The 15,993-nt window shown below is 36.4% G+C and carries 6 protein-coding genes; all 6 read right to left on the bottom strand.

Going from position 1 to position 15,993, the window contains the following annotated elements; translation table 11 throughout:
• Window positions 1–915 precede the first annotated feature (915 nt).
• Genes drmC through ACSVDH_RS02700 form a run of 6 tightly spaced genes read right to left on the bottom strand, consistent with a single transcriptional unit; the run spans window position 916 to window position 15,833 of the window.
• Window positions 916–1,683, bottom strand: a complete 768-nt coding sequence (gene drmC, locus ACSVDH_RS02725; RefSeq protein WP_439253089.1) for a DISARM system phospholipase D-like protein DrmC — start codon at window positions 1,681–1,683, stop codon at window positions 916–918.
• Window positions 1,676–3,520, bottom strand: coding sequence for a DrmB family protein (gene drmB, locus ACSVDH_RS02720; protein WP_439253088.1), 1,845 nt, complete (start codon window positions 3,518–3,520; stop codon window positions 1,676–1,678). The genes drmC and drmB overlap by 8 nt, the downstream gene beginning before the upstream one ends.
• Window positions 3,520–7,434: a DISARM system helicase DrmA gene (drmA, locus tag ACSVDH_RS02715; RefSeq protein WP_439253087.1), complete on the bottom strand. Its 3,915-nt coding sequence runs from the start codon at window positions 7,432–7,434 to the stop codon at window positions 3,520–3,522. Before drmA ends, drmB begins: the two co-directional genes overlap by 1 nt.
• Window positions 7,435–7,481: 47 nt before the next feature.
• On the bottom strand, window positions 7,482–11,546 hold the full coding sequence (locus tag ACSVDH_RS02710; protein WP_439253085.1) for an Eco57I restriction-modification methylase domain-containing protein: 4,065 nt from the start codon (window positions 11,544–11,546) through the stop codon (window positions 7,482–7,484).
• The gene (drmD, locus tag ACSVDH_RS02705) at window positions 11,543–14,710 is read right to left on the bottom strand and encodes a DISARM system SNF2-like helicase DrmD (RefSeq protein WP_439253084.1); all 3,168 of its coding nucleotides are present in this window, start codon (window positions 14,708–14,710) and stop codon (window positions 11,543–11,545) included. The genes ACSVDH_RS02710 and drmD overlap by 4 nt, the downstream gene beginning before the upstream one ends.
• Entirely contained in the window at window positions 14,703–15,833 is a 1,131-nt protein-coding gene (locus ACSVDH_RS02700) for a DNA cytosine methyltransferase (RefSeq protein WP_439253082.1), read from the bottom strand. The genes drmD and ACSVDH_RS02700 overlap by 8 nt, the downstream gene beginning before the upstream one ends.
• Window positions 15,834–15,993: the final 160 nt, after the last annotated feature.

Here is a 15,993-nt window from a genome sequence, read left to right as displayed (position 1 = left end):
ATAATGTTTAAGAGATAATCATTTCGCTGAGAGGAGAACATGAAAAGAATCTCTCTAAAAAGTGAAATAATATTCAAAAAAGGAAAGAATGTTGTTCCCAAAAGGAATCTCTCTCTCACTTAAGTCGAGAATACAAAATATTGCGAATAGAGGAGAATCTTCGAAGTGAAAAATCATATAATGATAGAATCTAAAATCACATTCATCACAGAGAAACCATGGACGTGGTCTTACCTTTTACATTTATAAACTACTCTAACAGCAACCTCTCTCAAAAACCCTTATATACATTTGGAGTAACCATTCTTAAGAAATGACAACACTATGAACGTGTTGTACTTCCTTAGATGAACGCAATCTCCTCTTAACTCCTACATGGTTTTACCTAATAACAATTGATAACACTATATTCTAGATTTATGAACTATCATTACAATTGAGTAGGAATGGGTGATTTGCCCCTGACCTCTCACACCACCGCTCGTAAGATTTATCGTATATATACGGTGATTCAATTAAGATAAAAGACACAAGGGTTAATAAAGTGTAGATAGACTTTCAATCCTTGATGCTAGGCGAAACATACAATAAGCAGACCAAAATTGATCTGCTTGTCTCAAATATCTCTTAATTTCCAACACAGTTATAAAATATACTGTACATTCTTTTTAAACACATCACATCATGTTACAAAAATCAACTAAAATCTAACGACTTGAACACTACGTGTAGTGGAAACAGGTTAACTCCATTACAAGCAAGCCGGTCGGTAAGGTTTGTGTTCTAGGGTAGAAGGGATCAATACTATCATTGCTCCTGCATCTCTACCACCTGAAGGGTTTTAACAAATTTGAGATTATTATCCGACCGTAATTTTTACAATTACAACCATATTTTCTAAATCCTCAAACATATTCAAGAAATACATTTTATAATTCCTGTGGTAATAAGAGATTCTAAGTGCATGCCTAGCCTTGATGGAACACTGCCACCTTTTATGAGAACCCCCAATTCCATGTTCCGTTCCATAGCTGCTCTAGTTAAATTAGCGCTGGTTATAAAAGCTTGATGCCCATCAGATACAACACATTTTGGATGTACTGCTCCTAATGAACTATTATTAGATTTATCCCAAACATAAATGTCTGCAGAAGGGATAACATCCTTCATTATCTTTATAGAATCACTATTAACTCTACCACCCTGTTCATTAGATATTTCTAACAGCATGTCAATTTTTACATTCCTGCTAATTGCATTTTGTAATGATCTAACTAATGATGGTAATTCATAAGCAACAAAACTGACAATAAAGATTCTGTGTTCTGCTAAATCAATGACTTCTTTTAAAACCTGTTCTGTGTGCCTTACCGGGACTAAACCGGTGTCTGGTCCTGTCCACACTATCTCTACCGAACCTTGCCGTACAAACGAATTTGATGCAGTAACTGATGCTGATTTCAATGCTGCGGAAATCTCTCTTGATGAAATATCAACTTCTTTTTCCCAAGCATTTTTTAACTGGATTAACGTTTGCTGATTAACATTTAGACCTTGTTTAAATGTTGTATTCAATAATTCCGAGGGTAAAGAAATCTTTGATATTTTCTTAGCCATGTATTCTATTCTATCAGGGTGTAAATCAAAGCCAAGTTGAGAAATAACGCTCCAAAGATCATTCATTAATCACGAATCTCCCTTTAAAAAAAGCTGCTCCCTGAAAATCTATCGTATTTACCAAAAGCGCTCTATCCAAATAACGATTCCCACGTTCGCATGATGTTTCTGCCACAAATGAGCATGCGTGGCAAGAAGCTGAATGAAGTGATCGATCTTCACTAGGGTCATGTTCTGAACACATCGGATCTGATGAACAGATTGTTGCCCTATTTAACGCCTGCTCAATCAACCTGCCTAAATTCTCCGGCTTGCCAAGTTCCACTAATCCACCCAAAGTACCATCAGAATCAGCCGCAGCAGTATAAATTAAAATTCCTGCCATTGATGTTTCTTTATCAGCATATATTCTTTCTCTTATGCTTGCCTCATTGTAACCACACTCTAAAGCTAATTCACGAATCAACAAATGGGCAAAGGTATGTAACATCGTAAATCTAATACCTGGAAAACCCTCATTAGGATCTAATTTACGAGCATTACGCCAACCTTTATGCCCATTCAAAAGCATGATGCTACGTTTTTTTACAGCTTCTCGTGCTTCCCATTCTTTCACTATTTCTTCTTTAAATTGAATAAAAATACCTTCCCCATGAACTTCACTTGCAGGAACCCATTTTGGATTGCCTTTAGTAAGTTTGGCTATATAAGGTCTTTCTTCCTCATCCATGGATTCTTCAATTGCCTCAACTCTTGTATAGCCAATTAATGCATTGACCTCTCTAAGACGCTCTAAAAGCAGTACATTTTTAATTTTATCATTGTAATTTGATGGGCAATCTACCTTCCTACTTAGAAAGTGTGGCCAATCTGTAAGCGCTCTTGAAGATGTTAAGACCTTCCATTCAGGTCCTTTAATATCCGTTTCTGTTATAAACTCTTCTTTTGCATTTCCATCTTTCTTTGACTTTATTGCGTCCCATACATCCGCAGGGCTGTATTCACCTATACCTGGTAGAGCACCGCTTTTCGATAAAGTTTTAATCGTGATTTTAGCTTCAAGTTCTGATTCAATTTCTTCAAAATATTCCCATCCGTCTACGATTAATTGATTTAAAGGATTCTTTTCCATAGGAATAGCTAGAGCTGATAATGTTATTGGGAACCAACTGTTTGTTGCCCCAAGTAATACTGCCCTTGCCTCCTCATCACAATTTTGCTCAAAGATATCGAGATGGGGATGCCGCCCCCGACATGCGGGTAAATTTTGTTGTCCTTCCTCTCCAAAGGCATGAACAAGTGATTTACTATCTCCACACAAATCGCATTTAACCCATAGATTTTGTGTTTGTAAAGATGCCCCACTTTCAAAAAAGCGTAGTGTACCTTTACATGAAGATTCCCCACCATGTACAAACCAATGCCATGGGAAATCATCCAGATGACCATTTTTACATGCTAATAAAAAACGAGCAGGTACAGCATCCGATCGGTTACCTTTTTCGCAGTTTGTATGGACAAAATGAGTTTTTTCAGGACGGAATGGATTTGATTTAATATTAAATAACCCTGAATCATACTCTGCTAACAAACCACATTTGACACATCTTAGCCATCGTGGAAAAGGTCTTACTGGAACCCCTATTTTACCCTCTGACGATAATGGACTTGCATTTTCATCTCTAATAAAAGGTGGAACACGCAACCTTTCTACCTGTTGCCCAAGCACTCTCTTAACAGCAGCAAGTAATCTAGCTTCTTCAACTGGAGAGCATTGTTCTTCATCCCAACGTTGTAATCCCATAGTAATTACAGATAAATTTGGCAAATCAATCAAAGCCCCTGGTCCATATGTCCATAAGAGTTGAGTTGGTCTTACATCTCCTACTTTATGCGTACTCATTATCTCTCCCTCCTATCATCACTATCATTTCCTTGACTACGTCTTTTCCAATTTGGTCCTTCAGGAAGAGTTTCGATATCCATTATTAACTGTACACCTGGTTCTACTTCACGCATTGACATAGGAACAGTGAACTTATCCCACGAAACAATTCCTGGTTTTTTTAATAACGAAGCAATATCCCCCTTTTTCCTTTCAGCTTCATATCCCAGTCTTCGTCCAGGTCTATTTGATTCTTTTTGCCATAAATCAATTCGATCCTTTACCATTCCCTCAATCTGTTCTGCTATTGACCTATCATTTTTAATATTCCACCCCCTATTAGAGATGATTTTTCTAACGCTCACAGCTTCAGGTTGAGAGGAACTATTTAAATTTTGTGCCCCAATATTTGGATTTAACTCATCATTTAATAGTCTAATTAAACTTACCATTGTTCCCGTAAGACCACGATCTAATGCTCTAGGCGCAAATGGAGTGACAGACTGTGCTTCAACATGCTTATAAAAGGTTGCATGATAATGTTCAAAAGTTTCATAATGAGAAAGGTCTCTAGGACGGGACCATGTAAGTACTGTAAAAACTATTCCCGGAAAGGATCTGCCAACACGGCTGGTTGACTGAATATATTCAGCTGTACCTTTAGGTTGTCCATTTACCACCATTAATCCAAGCCTGTTTACATCTACCCCTACAGAGAGCATATTTGTAGCAAGGGCAATATCCAGGGCTTGTGTCTCACCCTTTTTCCACTCTTTTTTAAAGGCAATTTCTAGTTGATCAAGTTTTTGGGGAATATCCTTACTAGAAACACGTGATGTTAATTCATCGATATTTTTGACTGATCTTTGACTTAACCCCGGTCTCTCAACTTCACTCATCTGTACTCTATATGATCGTGTCTGGACATCGTCCTCGGCAAGTCTTCGCATACCTCCTAATTCACGTAATGAGTTAAAATAACCAACTAGTGTCATATAAGGATCTGCGGCTTTGCCAAAGTGCTTAAATAAAGTTTGGGCAGCTGTTAATATAGCAACATATACCCTAATTAAAACTGCTGGACGAGAGCTTCCTGGTGAACAAATGCCTACATATCTACGTCCTGGATTATTATTTATTGGTCTTTGAACAGAAAAAAAGTTGTCTTCGACATCCAATCCTTGTGGGGGAAATACTGATACTTGGCGTAAAAAAACACTCTCAACTTGTTCTTCTGCTTTTTTTACTGTCGCAGTTGAAGCAACTACCTTTGGTCTTATCTTCTTCCCTTTATGTTCCCAAGTAGATAGGGAATCTATTGCAGTTTCATATAGACCTACCATTGTTCCTAAAGGACCACTAATTAAATGAAACTCATCCTGTATAATTAAATCAGGTGGGCGTAATCGAGAAACCCTTTTTACTCTTGTTGCTTCAAGCTTTCCTTTTTTTTGATGATTCCCTGTACAAACATCGGAGTCTGGCAAAACAAATCCATGACGTGTGCATTCTTGATTAACATATCCAAAAAGGTTTCTGATTTCTCCTCGCCAAGCCATCATCGCAAATTTATCAACAGTACCAATTAACATTGTAGGTGGATTTCTATAGATTTCTTCATCAACTACAAGTACTGGTAATCCATTTTCCTTAGATTTTGCATGACTGAAGTCACACCTACCATATTTATCACCACAAAATATAAGGGTCCTTCCGACTTCTTTGTCTACACGAATATCGCGTCCCGGTGAAATTTCACTACCACACCAAGGACAACTTGTCAGTTGTGCTGGAGTTGAACCATTACCATGTTTTCCTTCCCTTTCTTTTTCTATTGCCTCATGGCTCTGTTCAGTTGTATTAGGTGTAACTTTTACTCCTACCCATAAACCAATAGTAAAAGGTACTTCACCCCATATTTCAGAATTCTTTTTCCTCAATACTTCCATCGCACAAATAAGCGTTGTTGCTCTTTGAAACTGTTGTAATGTCAAAAGTCTTAAGGTATAGCGCATTATTACCGATAATCCACGACTGGCATCAAGCCCCCCTAGATTACCCTGTTTCCTACGAATAGCCATGGTAAATGCTGCCACTCCTAAATAAGCCTCTGTTTTTCCACCACCCGTCGGAAACCACAATAAATCAGCAAATGCCTCAACCGATTCAGTGCGATCCTTATGTGTAGGATCAGAAAGTGCTGGAATTGATAATAGTAAAAAAGCTAACTGAAATGGTCGCCATGATCTATTCTTAGAGATGTTCAGAGTTTCAAGATTGACCTTCTCTCCTCGTCTTCTTTTAAGTGAATAAATACTCCGAATACGTTGGGAGGCCATTGCTTTATTTGCAAAACGAAATGCTTCCAATGCATCTTTATCCCGAGAGAGTACCATTATACCGTCGCGAAGCCTTTTCAAAATTTCCTCACATTTATTCATAGCTGCCAATGCAACATCATCAAAACCTTTTAACTCTCTTCCTATTCTACTCTTTTGCTCTTCAATCCAATCTTGATAATCATCTGTTAAAATTGATAACACGTCACAAAGTTGTAATTGTTCCAATGTTGCTAAATTTTCCATATCTAAATAACCTTCATTAACCATTTTCCGCATTGCTACTCGGTCTTCAATGTTTAATCCAGGTGTTTCAGTAACCGGAATTTCATAACTTGGAATAACAGAAGTTCGTATTTCTACTGCGTGATTTTTCTCATCATTTGCAACCTTTGCATGAACTGAAATACCATGACCAACTGCAAATTCAACCTGTTTACGGTAAATCATTTCAAGTGTTTCTCTCTCTACATCAATATCATCATCTTTTAAGACAGGTCTTTTCCTAAAAACTGCTTTTCCTTTAGGATCTGAAATTATTATTTCCGGTTGAAATATCCAAGCAACGTCTTGATTGCTTTCGGGTTTTTCTTGTGAATTTACTAGAAAAAGCGTTACTAATCTGTCGCCGTTTTCTAAAGGTGGATAAACTGTTCCTTGAATCAACACTTCAGGGCAATCTTCGTCAACAATTAATGGTTTAAGCATTCCTTCTTTTAATGCAAGCGTCTCAATACCGCCTGAAGGGATTCTCTTCCAAGCTCTAAAGGGTTTCCCATTGTGATCTTCTTTTTCGCTTTTCTCTCGTACGTACCTTCCCCAACTAACACTAATTTCTAACTCTTTAACTGAACCTTCAACACAAAAGGTTAATCCAACCGAAGACGGGACAAGTGATTTATTTGATGAAACATCACTATTTCCATTTGATTCTTCATCATCATTTCTCCCACTTGGCCCCATAGGGTTAACAGAGGCTTTTGCAACTCCTGGATCATCGTACTCATCCTGGAAAGTTTCTTTTGGGGCAAGTCTACCGACTAAATATCGATCCCTAACACTCATTCCTATAATCTCTTCATGCGGACCATTTGCTGGGCCAAGCAAATCATCCCTAACGGCATTTTCCAATAGTTTTCGAATATAAGCCTGTTCCTGTGTAGATTCCCCGGATAAAGTTGGAATAGTTGGAATGTCTGCTCCTGTAATCTCTCTGAAAATACTTTCAAATTCATTCCAGTCAAGACGCTTAATTGTTACGTTTTCATTATTAAACTGAGTATTTATTCTTAATCTCTTATCATTAATTACAGGAAGAATTCCATCAAAATAAAATGTAGTTTTATCTAAATTGGATCGTTTTTGGTATAATCGTGCAAAAGCAGTTACAAAACATCCTTCAATATTTTCTTGTAATATTACGAAGTAATCATCTTTTTTAATACCTTGACACTCTAAACTTGTAAGCCTACAAGTTAATGAAAAGAATTCACCCTTTTGCTCTAAAGATTTCCTTACCAACCATGCATTTGGTGAAACCAAATTATCCTTATTAGTTTCTAAATTAATTACTTTCATACTTTCTTCACTCATTTTTTATCCCCCCTTTTAAATAATAATGGAAAATAATAAGTTCTCCATTATTTGCCATCAAATAAGTCTAGCTGTTCTTCAATAACCTTTAAGGCTCGTTTTTTTTGACTTTTTGTTTTTGAATTGCTTTTCTTTTGCTTTTTCTTTAATTCATGTTGGGTCTCAGCATTAAGGCATTCATTATTGACTTTAAGAAGAAGCCTTAAAATTTCACTTTGAATATCATCCGATATCGTAAAGCGCAACCCCTGTTTAGTTTCTCGGAAATCATGGTCCAAGTTTAAATAATTCCAACCATATGCATTGGCTACAGCTATATCCATTTCTACATGTAATTTTCTAAGTTTTTTAATCTCATCAGAAGTATCATTAGGATTATGGAATCGATTATATATTTGGGTTAATCCTTCATTATTCTCGACCATTATTTTCTTTCTAAAATCATGATAATAATGACCCATATCCTCAAGGTTATTATCTTTTATGTGTATAAATGGGTATGTATCAAAATAATCCGAAGGGGTGTATCTGAGTGTCTCCCCTAAAGTAGTACTCCCACGTCGAACCCATATATCATGAAAGGTACATTGAAGTAAAGAAAAGCTAGTCCAAGAGTGTAAGTCAAATACAACAACCATTTCATTGAAAATTTGTCTAGCTGGAACCCTAGCTATAGCTACATACTTTGTAACTCTAGCTATAACAAAAACTTCTTCATGGTTTTTTATTTGATTATATAGTGCGGGGCGTTTATCACCATGATGCCACCAATACACTTTATGTGCCTTCCTTCTACTCTTATCCCGTTGTGGTTTTACTAATTGTTTAACCCTTTCAAGCAGTTCTGGCCATCTCTTTTCACATTTTTCCAAGGGATAATCACGAAAATCTATAGCAAAACGTTTAGTCTGTTGCTCTGGATCAGTATTAATCTCATTTCCACCCAAGTATGGAAAAATAACACTTGCATTATCCGGATTTCTATCAATGAAATCCTTTGCTTCTTCTTTATCTAAAACGAATCCAATACCCGCTAAAACAGAACCTTGGAAACTTTTCCCCTTGTTTATTAAAAGTGGCTTAGCTTCCCCCCAGCCCTTTTGATCATCTAATGTTGGAGAAATGAAATTAACAATTTCTCCATCAAGTATTTTATTACCTTTCCAATTTCCTTTATGCCCAATTACTTTTGAAGCTAATACTGCGGCTTTTCCAGGCCAGGTAAAGGATGACAATGCATACCTAATAGTGATTTTTTGATTTTCAATCATATATGACAGACCTGTACGAGCAGTATCACCTTGCCCAATTGTTTTAGTAGCCAACAAACCAAATTCACCAGAAGTCCTTAATAATGAAGCAGCTCTTAAATAGAAAAACGAAACTAGGTCTGCATTCAAACTAGCATGCGGCCAAGATGTAGATAACCATGTTACATAGTTATCTCCGAGAGAGCCCCTCATTCTTCGTCCCCCCATGAAAGGTGGATTGCCTATGATTGCATCAAACCCAACACTATTAGACGTAAAAACCTCTGGAAATTCTAACGGCCAGTGGAAAGGTCTATGTATTAGTTTGTTATTTTTTGAAACATGTAATAATGTTTCAAGTGTTCTTTTTTCTAATTTTTCTCTAACCTTATAGTCTCCTTTAAATACTTCCCACACTTCTGATGATAGACTATCTAAAGCAGCGTTTAGTAAACGACTATTCTCACCAAATCTCAAAGCTTCTCCAATCATTGCATCTGCGATTAATTCAATATCTTGCAATTTATTTCTAGCTTCTTGATCAAGTTTAACCATTGCCTTAACATCGTTAATATCAATAATATTTATTCCACGTATACTCTTACGAAGTTTTATTACTTCGTTAACTGTTTCTTCTATTTGATTTCCAAAAATTCTTAACTGTTGTTTATCCTTACTTGGGGAAAAATCCAATTTTTTCAGTTGTTCAATGTCATAAATACCCAAAAGACTGTCTCCATATCGAAAATTATGGTCCAAAAATCCGAATGGACGACCTTTTGATAAAGTAATTAACCATATTGAAAGTTTAGCAAGTTCCACAGCCATCGGGTTTAAATCTACTCCATATAAACACTTTTCAGCCACAATTCTTCTAGCGATTAGAAGTCGATCATCAGTTTGTGACGGCATTAATTCTCCCACAATAGCTCTTTTTATCTTTCCGTCTATAGTTATAACTTTACCCTCTTCTTCTTCTATTGCCCATGCTTCAATTAAACGTTGAGCAAGCCATCGGCAAGCTTGGACTAGAAAAGCACCAGACCCCATAGCTAAATCACAAATCTTAAGATCTAGTATTTCTGAAGATGATTTAATTCGCCATTTTTCACGGTTTATTCCTTCGGATGGTCCGTGATAAACGAGAGGCTCTAACGTTGTTGATATAATAGACTCTGTTAACGATTTAGGGGTATAATGAGTACCCGTTTCTCTACGGTCTAAACCTATTGTGACAATAAACGAATTTTCCCTATAAACAATATGAGAACCCCATGCATCAGTTCTAAGTAACTTCATAAATGGGCGAATACGTTCTGCCAAGTCTATATCTCCACCACATGCCTTAATTAAACTTGATAATTCAGCTTCATTTAAACTTGAGTTTATTGCATTACGAATAGCTGATTCAGATCTATCTGTTTTTTCTTTTATTAACTTAATCAATAGTGCATCGCTCTTATTATTTGTCTTTTCAAGTAAGGATAGAGGAACATTTGGATTCTGAGCTTTTAGGGATCCAATTAATCCTAAAGTAACCTCAGGAACACGTACAACAGTATATTCAAGAAGCCCCTCATACACATGGCCAATTTGTTCAACATCTAGACCCTTATATGAGAGAAAAATAGCTCCTCCAGGTTGTTCCAAAACCTGCAGAGAATTTAATAATAGTAATACAGTCCTATTGTCAATAGGTATCGGATTTGCTAAATCTCTTGTCCAGTCACTACCTTTTTGTCTACCTTCTAGGAAAGGATATCTATCTGGGTCAAACAATGTACCACCAAGTGGAGCAAGACGAAGTGATTCATGGTCTACCCCTCCGTAAACAACACGAAATAGAGTAAGTAATCTCGCCCACGCATCATGACGTCTTTCCAAAACTTCTGGACCAAATCTATCCGAATCCTCAGATAATTGACTTCTGAGATTGGATAAAGCATAAAATTGATCGTATACTTGGTCTCCTAGCAATAACAAGCCTCGGTCTTCGGCACAAAGTATAAATACTAATCGCATCATTACAGCCAATCCAGCCTCGTATAGCTCTTCAGGTGTAACATTTTTTAATAACTCACGATTCCTATCTTCATCTGCCTTATCTAATGCCTGTACAAGCACCTCTACCGCCCTACGAACCTGTTCACCTAAGGTTTCTGTAACATCTTCTTGAAATTCTAATGATTCTAGTAGTAAAGCATCTAATTTTTCATTATCGGGTCCAAAAAATCTACGAACATTCAACAATGATTGGAATGCTTTAAGTGTTGCTGGTTCTTGGAACCATAAACGGGAATACCATGAAACATGTCCTGATACATCTTCAGATGGAGTATATACAAACATCCACTGTTCTCCATTTGTTACTAATCCAAGTGGTACTCCCTGACTTTTACACAACATGGTCATTCGTTCCATTATTGAAATATACCAACCATCACTATTTCCTACAGATAATAAATCCTTTTTTGGTTCTTGAATTGATATAAATAAAAGTGGTTTTTCATTTTCATCATCTCTTACTAAATAATCGGGATAGAATTTTTTGTTACCGTCAGTCTGTATTAAGTAATAGGGTTCTTTTATCTCTTGATTAATAAACAAAACCTCTTCATCATATTCAAGAACCCGTGTTAAAACAAGTTTTACCCATTCCAAATGCAAATCAGAAAGTTCCGGGTCATTGTTTTCTACTGATTCCCACCATTCTTCATAGGCTGAACGTACATGTTTACGTGTATTGGTTTCAACAATATTCAACCCTTGAGGAAAAACTTTATCTAGAACAGGAACAGATAAGAATGGTCCTGATATCTCAATCAAAGAGAGCCATTCATGGTGCCGAGAAAAACTTTTCATTTTTTATCATCTCCCTTTAATAGAGATTCTGGCACTAGTAAAACAACAGCTACAGGAAATGTTCGATCAATTAAATTCGAATAACGCTCTTGCACTGTTGCTATTTCTAATTTCTTTTCGTCAGGAATTCTTGACAATCTTGCTCGTAAAGCATCTACATCACGACGAAGTTGGTTTCTTTGGTCATCGGGCCAAAAATCAAATTGTAGTTGTTCAGTCTTTTGCTCTTTAATCTCTCTTTCAATAAGCTTCTCTAAGTCATCCAATATTGCTGTTATATCCTCTATTTCACCTTTTTTTCGGCGTTTAATACTATTTTCTAAATATTTTAATCGTTCTCGCGAACGCGCTTCTACAGTCGAAATTATAGCTTCTTCATTACTTTCAAATCTTTGTTTTAGAACATTAAATAAACGAAAACTAGGTTCTATTGGTGTCGATGAATTCAAAAGTAATTCAACTTTACTTACCTGTGATATTCGTGTGAATCCTTTTTCTTTTAATAGACCACCTGAAAGTGTTAACTCCTCATGGATTCTATGATGATCCCCACCCGTTATAACTAGTCGTGATTGAATAATAGCTACTGGATAATCTAACTCTTTACTTGGTACAGCTCTAACAGAGACACGGTTTAATTTTTTTATATCATCGAGCTTCCATACCTCTTCACGTAATAAGCGCAGACACATTTGAACGAGTTTATGGTTTAAGTGCGCAAGAACAATATCATCTCTACCTTTTGCTATATCATGATCAAATGTGATTGGTCTTCTTTCACCAGTATGAGGGTGCTCAAGCCCTGCTGTTGCCCTACCCCAAGAACCAGGTAAAATTGGTACCTCAAATACTTTATCCTTCGGTAAACCTTGAATATTAACTGGAATTAAATTTGGTTTTTCTGCTAATTCTAAAGCTATTTTCACAGTTCTATAAATATTTTCTGGGGTAAGATGAAAGTCTTCCTTGGCCTCCAGGAGCTTATCGTGTAACCTAGTAATTCTTTCATTCAATTGCCGTTCAGCTCGGATGAATTTCCGACTTTTTGCTGCCTTAATCTCAGCTGCATTTGTATCTAATAATTTTCTATTACCTAACATCGCTTCTTCAATTTGAAGTGCTATAACAGCCCCAACACTTCCAAGATCCTCGCGAATTCTATCTACCTTTAAAGCTGCACGCATCAAAAATTCATGATCACTTACAATCTTAGATTTATTAGTATGTTTAGTATCGCTTTGACTAAAACCTTTACCTACCGGGTGCCAAATATAAACAAATTTTTCCTTTTGCCCATGTCTATCAATTCTACCATTTCTTTGTTCCATAACATTTGGATTCCATGGAATTTCCACATGTATGAGGTAATTACAATAGTTTTGAAGATCAATTCCCTCTGAAGCTGCATCAGTTGCAAGTAAAATACGTACAGGGGAAATATTCGGATCTGTTTGAAAAGCTGCTTTAACACGTTCTCGTTCTTCAGGAAGCATACTTCCATGGAGAAACATAAGTCGGTCCCCACCATACCCTTGGCTTGCTAATATTTGATGAAGCCATGTATGTGTTGCTCTATACTCTGTGAACAAAACCACCCTTTTGTTGTTCCACTGATTACCATCTCTTAGATGTACTCTTAACCAATCTAAAATAGCATCAGCCTTTGAATCCGTTCTATACTTCGCTGTTTCTGCCCAATTTGAGAGCTTATCTAATATCTCCTTTTCATTATTATTTACGGGAGCTAAATCTTCACTAACAAATTCAATAATCTCATGTAACGCATCTTCTAACTGATGATCATCTGAAAAATCATCTTTAGTACGAAGTATCGCATTATGAAGAATTCGGTTTCTCATTGAACTGTTTTCTCTTTTTGTAACTCTTCCGTTTTCTAAAGAATTCCTGTATTTTGAAAGTGTAGTTGCAAAAGCCATTGGCGATGAAAAAAGCCTTTTCTTTAACAAAGTATGTATAAAATCTACTCCATATTTTGTTTGATTGACATGCCTATTTCTAAGTTCAACAAATTCCTGGAGCAAATTATGAATTTCTATTTCTTCAGTAGAATAATCTATTTCTAATCCCTCAAGTTGGCGAACAGGAAAAACAGGCAACCCTTTTTCGTCAACTATATCATTTTTCAAACGCCGAACCATTACCTGTTTTAGCTTGTTTTCTTCAGGCATTACAGTTCTAGCAAAGCGTTGGTCATCAAGTAGTTCAAGTAATGATGTAAAAGATTCTTGGTAACCATTGTGCGGAGTAGCACTTAAGAATAATCGGTGATTAAAGTGTGGAGAAATCATACGAATTAATTTGGTTCGCTGACTCTCCAACGCATAATTTGAAGCTCCTGATGGTGCTACATTATGAGCTTCATCAATAACCAAAATATCAAACTTTCGTGGATAAGTTGTCTGTGGTGGTAGAATTTCTTTTATTAGTCGTAAACCTTCTCCATTTTTCATCCAATCCATTGAAGTAATTAATCTAGGAAAAGATGTCCATGGATTGGTATGTATACCTCTTTCTCTTCTCAAATGTTTGACATAATCAGTATCTACTATACGAAACTCAAGTCCAAATTTTTCTTGCATTTCTGATTTCCACTTTAACTGTAGAGAGGAAGGACATATTATCAGGACTGACCTTGCTCTATGACGAAGTAGAAGTTCTTGGATAACCAAACCTGCTTCAATTGTTTTACCCAAACCTACATCATCTGCTATCAGAAGATTTACTCTGGCCATATCTACAGCTCTTACTAATGGGTCAAGTTGATAATCCTCAATTGTAATTCCACTACGAAATGGAGCTTGTAGAAAAGATCTATCTGCATTAGTAGAGGCCCCCCAACGTATCGCGTCAAGAAATGCGGCCATCTGATCGGATGAATCCCAGCCTGTAATTCTTGGTAATCCAGCCTTTTCAATTATTTTGGCACCTGGTTCCAATTGCCAAATCACTTGTAATTCCTCAAGATTTGAGTCTTCATCAATTGATGCTAAAGTAACAAGATGTTGGGTTTTAGTAGGTTCTAGTAATGAGCCCTGTACTTCGCTTACAACCCACTGTCTCCTTCTTACTTCAACCAGTTGCCCTGGAGATGGAACAGAACGACTATAAATGTTTGAGTTATCCTTTACTTTTGATTTAACCATTTACCATTTGCTCCCTAAAATATTTTTGTACTGTTTTTATATTCTTACCTACATGGGAATGGATACTTAATCCAATAACTTCTCCAAGTTTAACAGGAACAGCATTACCGATTAATCTTCCAATATGTTTCTTAATAATAGGCTCTCCAGGTGGAACAAATTTATAGTCTTTTGGGAAACTCTGAAAAATTGCTCCTTCTCTTAATGAAATAGCTCTATCTTGCTCAGGGTGTCCAAATCTTCCATTCCCATATCCAAAGAATTGAGTAGTCATAGTTGGAGCTGGAGCATCCCATCTCATTCTCCCATAAACACTTGGGTAAGTTTTTCCTGTATCTTTTTTATGGCAAGCAGCCTGAAGGTCTACATCCCAGTCCCGCCAAGTTCCTCCAGGACGTGATGCTTTTATACGCCTTAAATTAAGAGGACTAAGCACAGGGGTTTGATGTAATGGGTCATTTTCATATACATCTCCTGCTTCAATTGGGGGCAAATCTCCAATTGCATCACGAACAGTCTTTCGCCCTTCTCCAAATAATTCAGGTGACAACAAATTAATTGGGCCAAATTTAGATGCTATTAGTACCAATCTGTTTCGCTGCTGTGGAAGACCATAATCAGAGCAATCTACAATTCCATAATTCACAAAATAATCCAATGATTCTAACTCATTAACAAAATCTTTAAAAACATTTTGTTCTTCAAGATTTGGTACATTTTCCATTGTTATCAATTCTGGATTAACTTCCTTAATAAGTCTTGAGAATTCCATTAATAGCCACCAACGTTTATCATCCTGACTGGCCTTTTGGTTGTAAGTTGAAAATGTTTGACATGGTGCACACCCAGCAAGTAACCGAATTCCATTTTTCCGAAAAGATGGTGTAATATCTTTAGCTGTAACTTCCTCAACAGACTTTAGAAGAAATTTTGCCTGATTATTTTCTGTGTATGGAAATTCACAAGCTGGATCAATATCTATTCCTAAACGAACATCTACACCAGCCTTTTCCAAACCATGGGTTAACCCACCTGCACCACAGAATAAATCAACTGCATATACTTTTCTTTTGGGTGTAATTCCTCTTATTATTTTTTTTAAATCTATTTCTTTTACTGCCATTTGAGCTCCTTCCCCCTAAAAAATACATCAGCTCTAATAATAAAACTAATATTATTTGTCAAGAAAAACTAACTGATTTATCTTTTTCCATTTCCCTCTTCTAATATTGAGATAATCCTTGGATCTTTTTATGATAATATTATTTTACTAAATGATAGTG

Origin of the sequence: Metabacillus sp. Hm71, from assembly GCF_051842955.2 — a bacterium.
Taxonomy (GTDB): Bacteria; Bacillota; Bacilli; order Bacillales; family Bacillaceae; genus Metabacillus.
The sequence above is the reverse complement of the archived record's forward strand: the minus strand, read 5'-3'. Positions and strand labels throughout refer to the sequence as shown.

Coding starts and splice junctions, on each gene's coding strand:
- drmA (WP_439253087.1), bottom strand. CDS start 7,434: ATGAGTGAAGAAAGTATGAAAGTAATTAATTTAGAAACTAATAAGGAT.
- drmD (WP_439253084.1), bottom strand. CDS start 14,710: ATGGTTAAATCAAAAGTAAAGGATAACTCAAACATTTATAGTCGTTCT.
- drmB (WP_439253088.1), bottom strand. CDS start 3,520: ATGAGTACGCATAAAGTAGGAGATGTAAGACCAACTCAACTCTTATGG.
- ACSVDH_RS02700 (WP_439253082.1), bottom strand. CDS start 15,833: ATGGCAGTAAAAGAAATAGATTTAAAAAAAATAATAAGAGGAATTACA.
- ACSVDH_RS02710 (WP_439253085.1), bottom strand. CDS start 11,546: ATGAAAAGTTTTTCTCGGCACCATGAATGGCTCTCTTTGATTGAGATA.
- drmC (WP_439253089.1), bottom strand. CDS start 1,683: ATGAATGATCTTTGGAGCGTTATTTCTCAACTTGGCTTTGATTTACAC.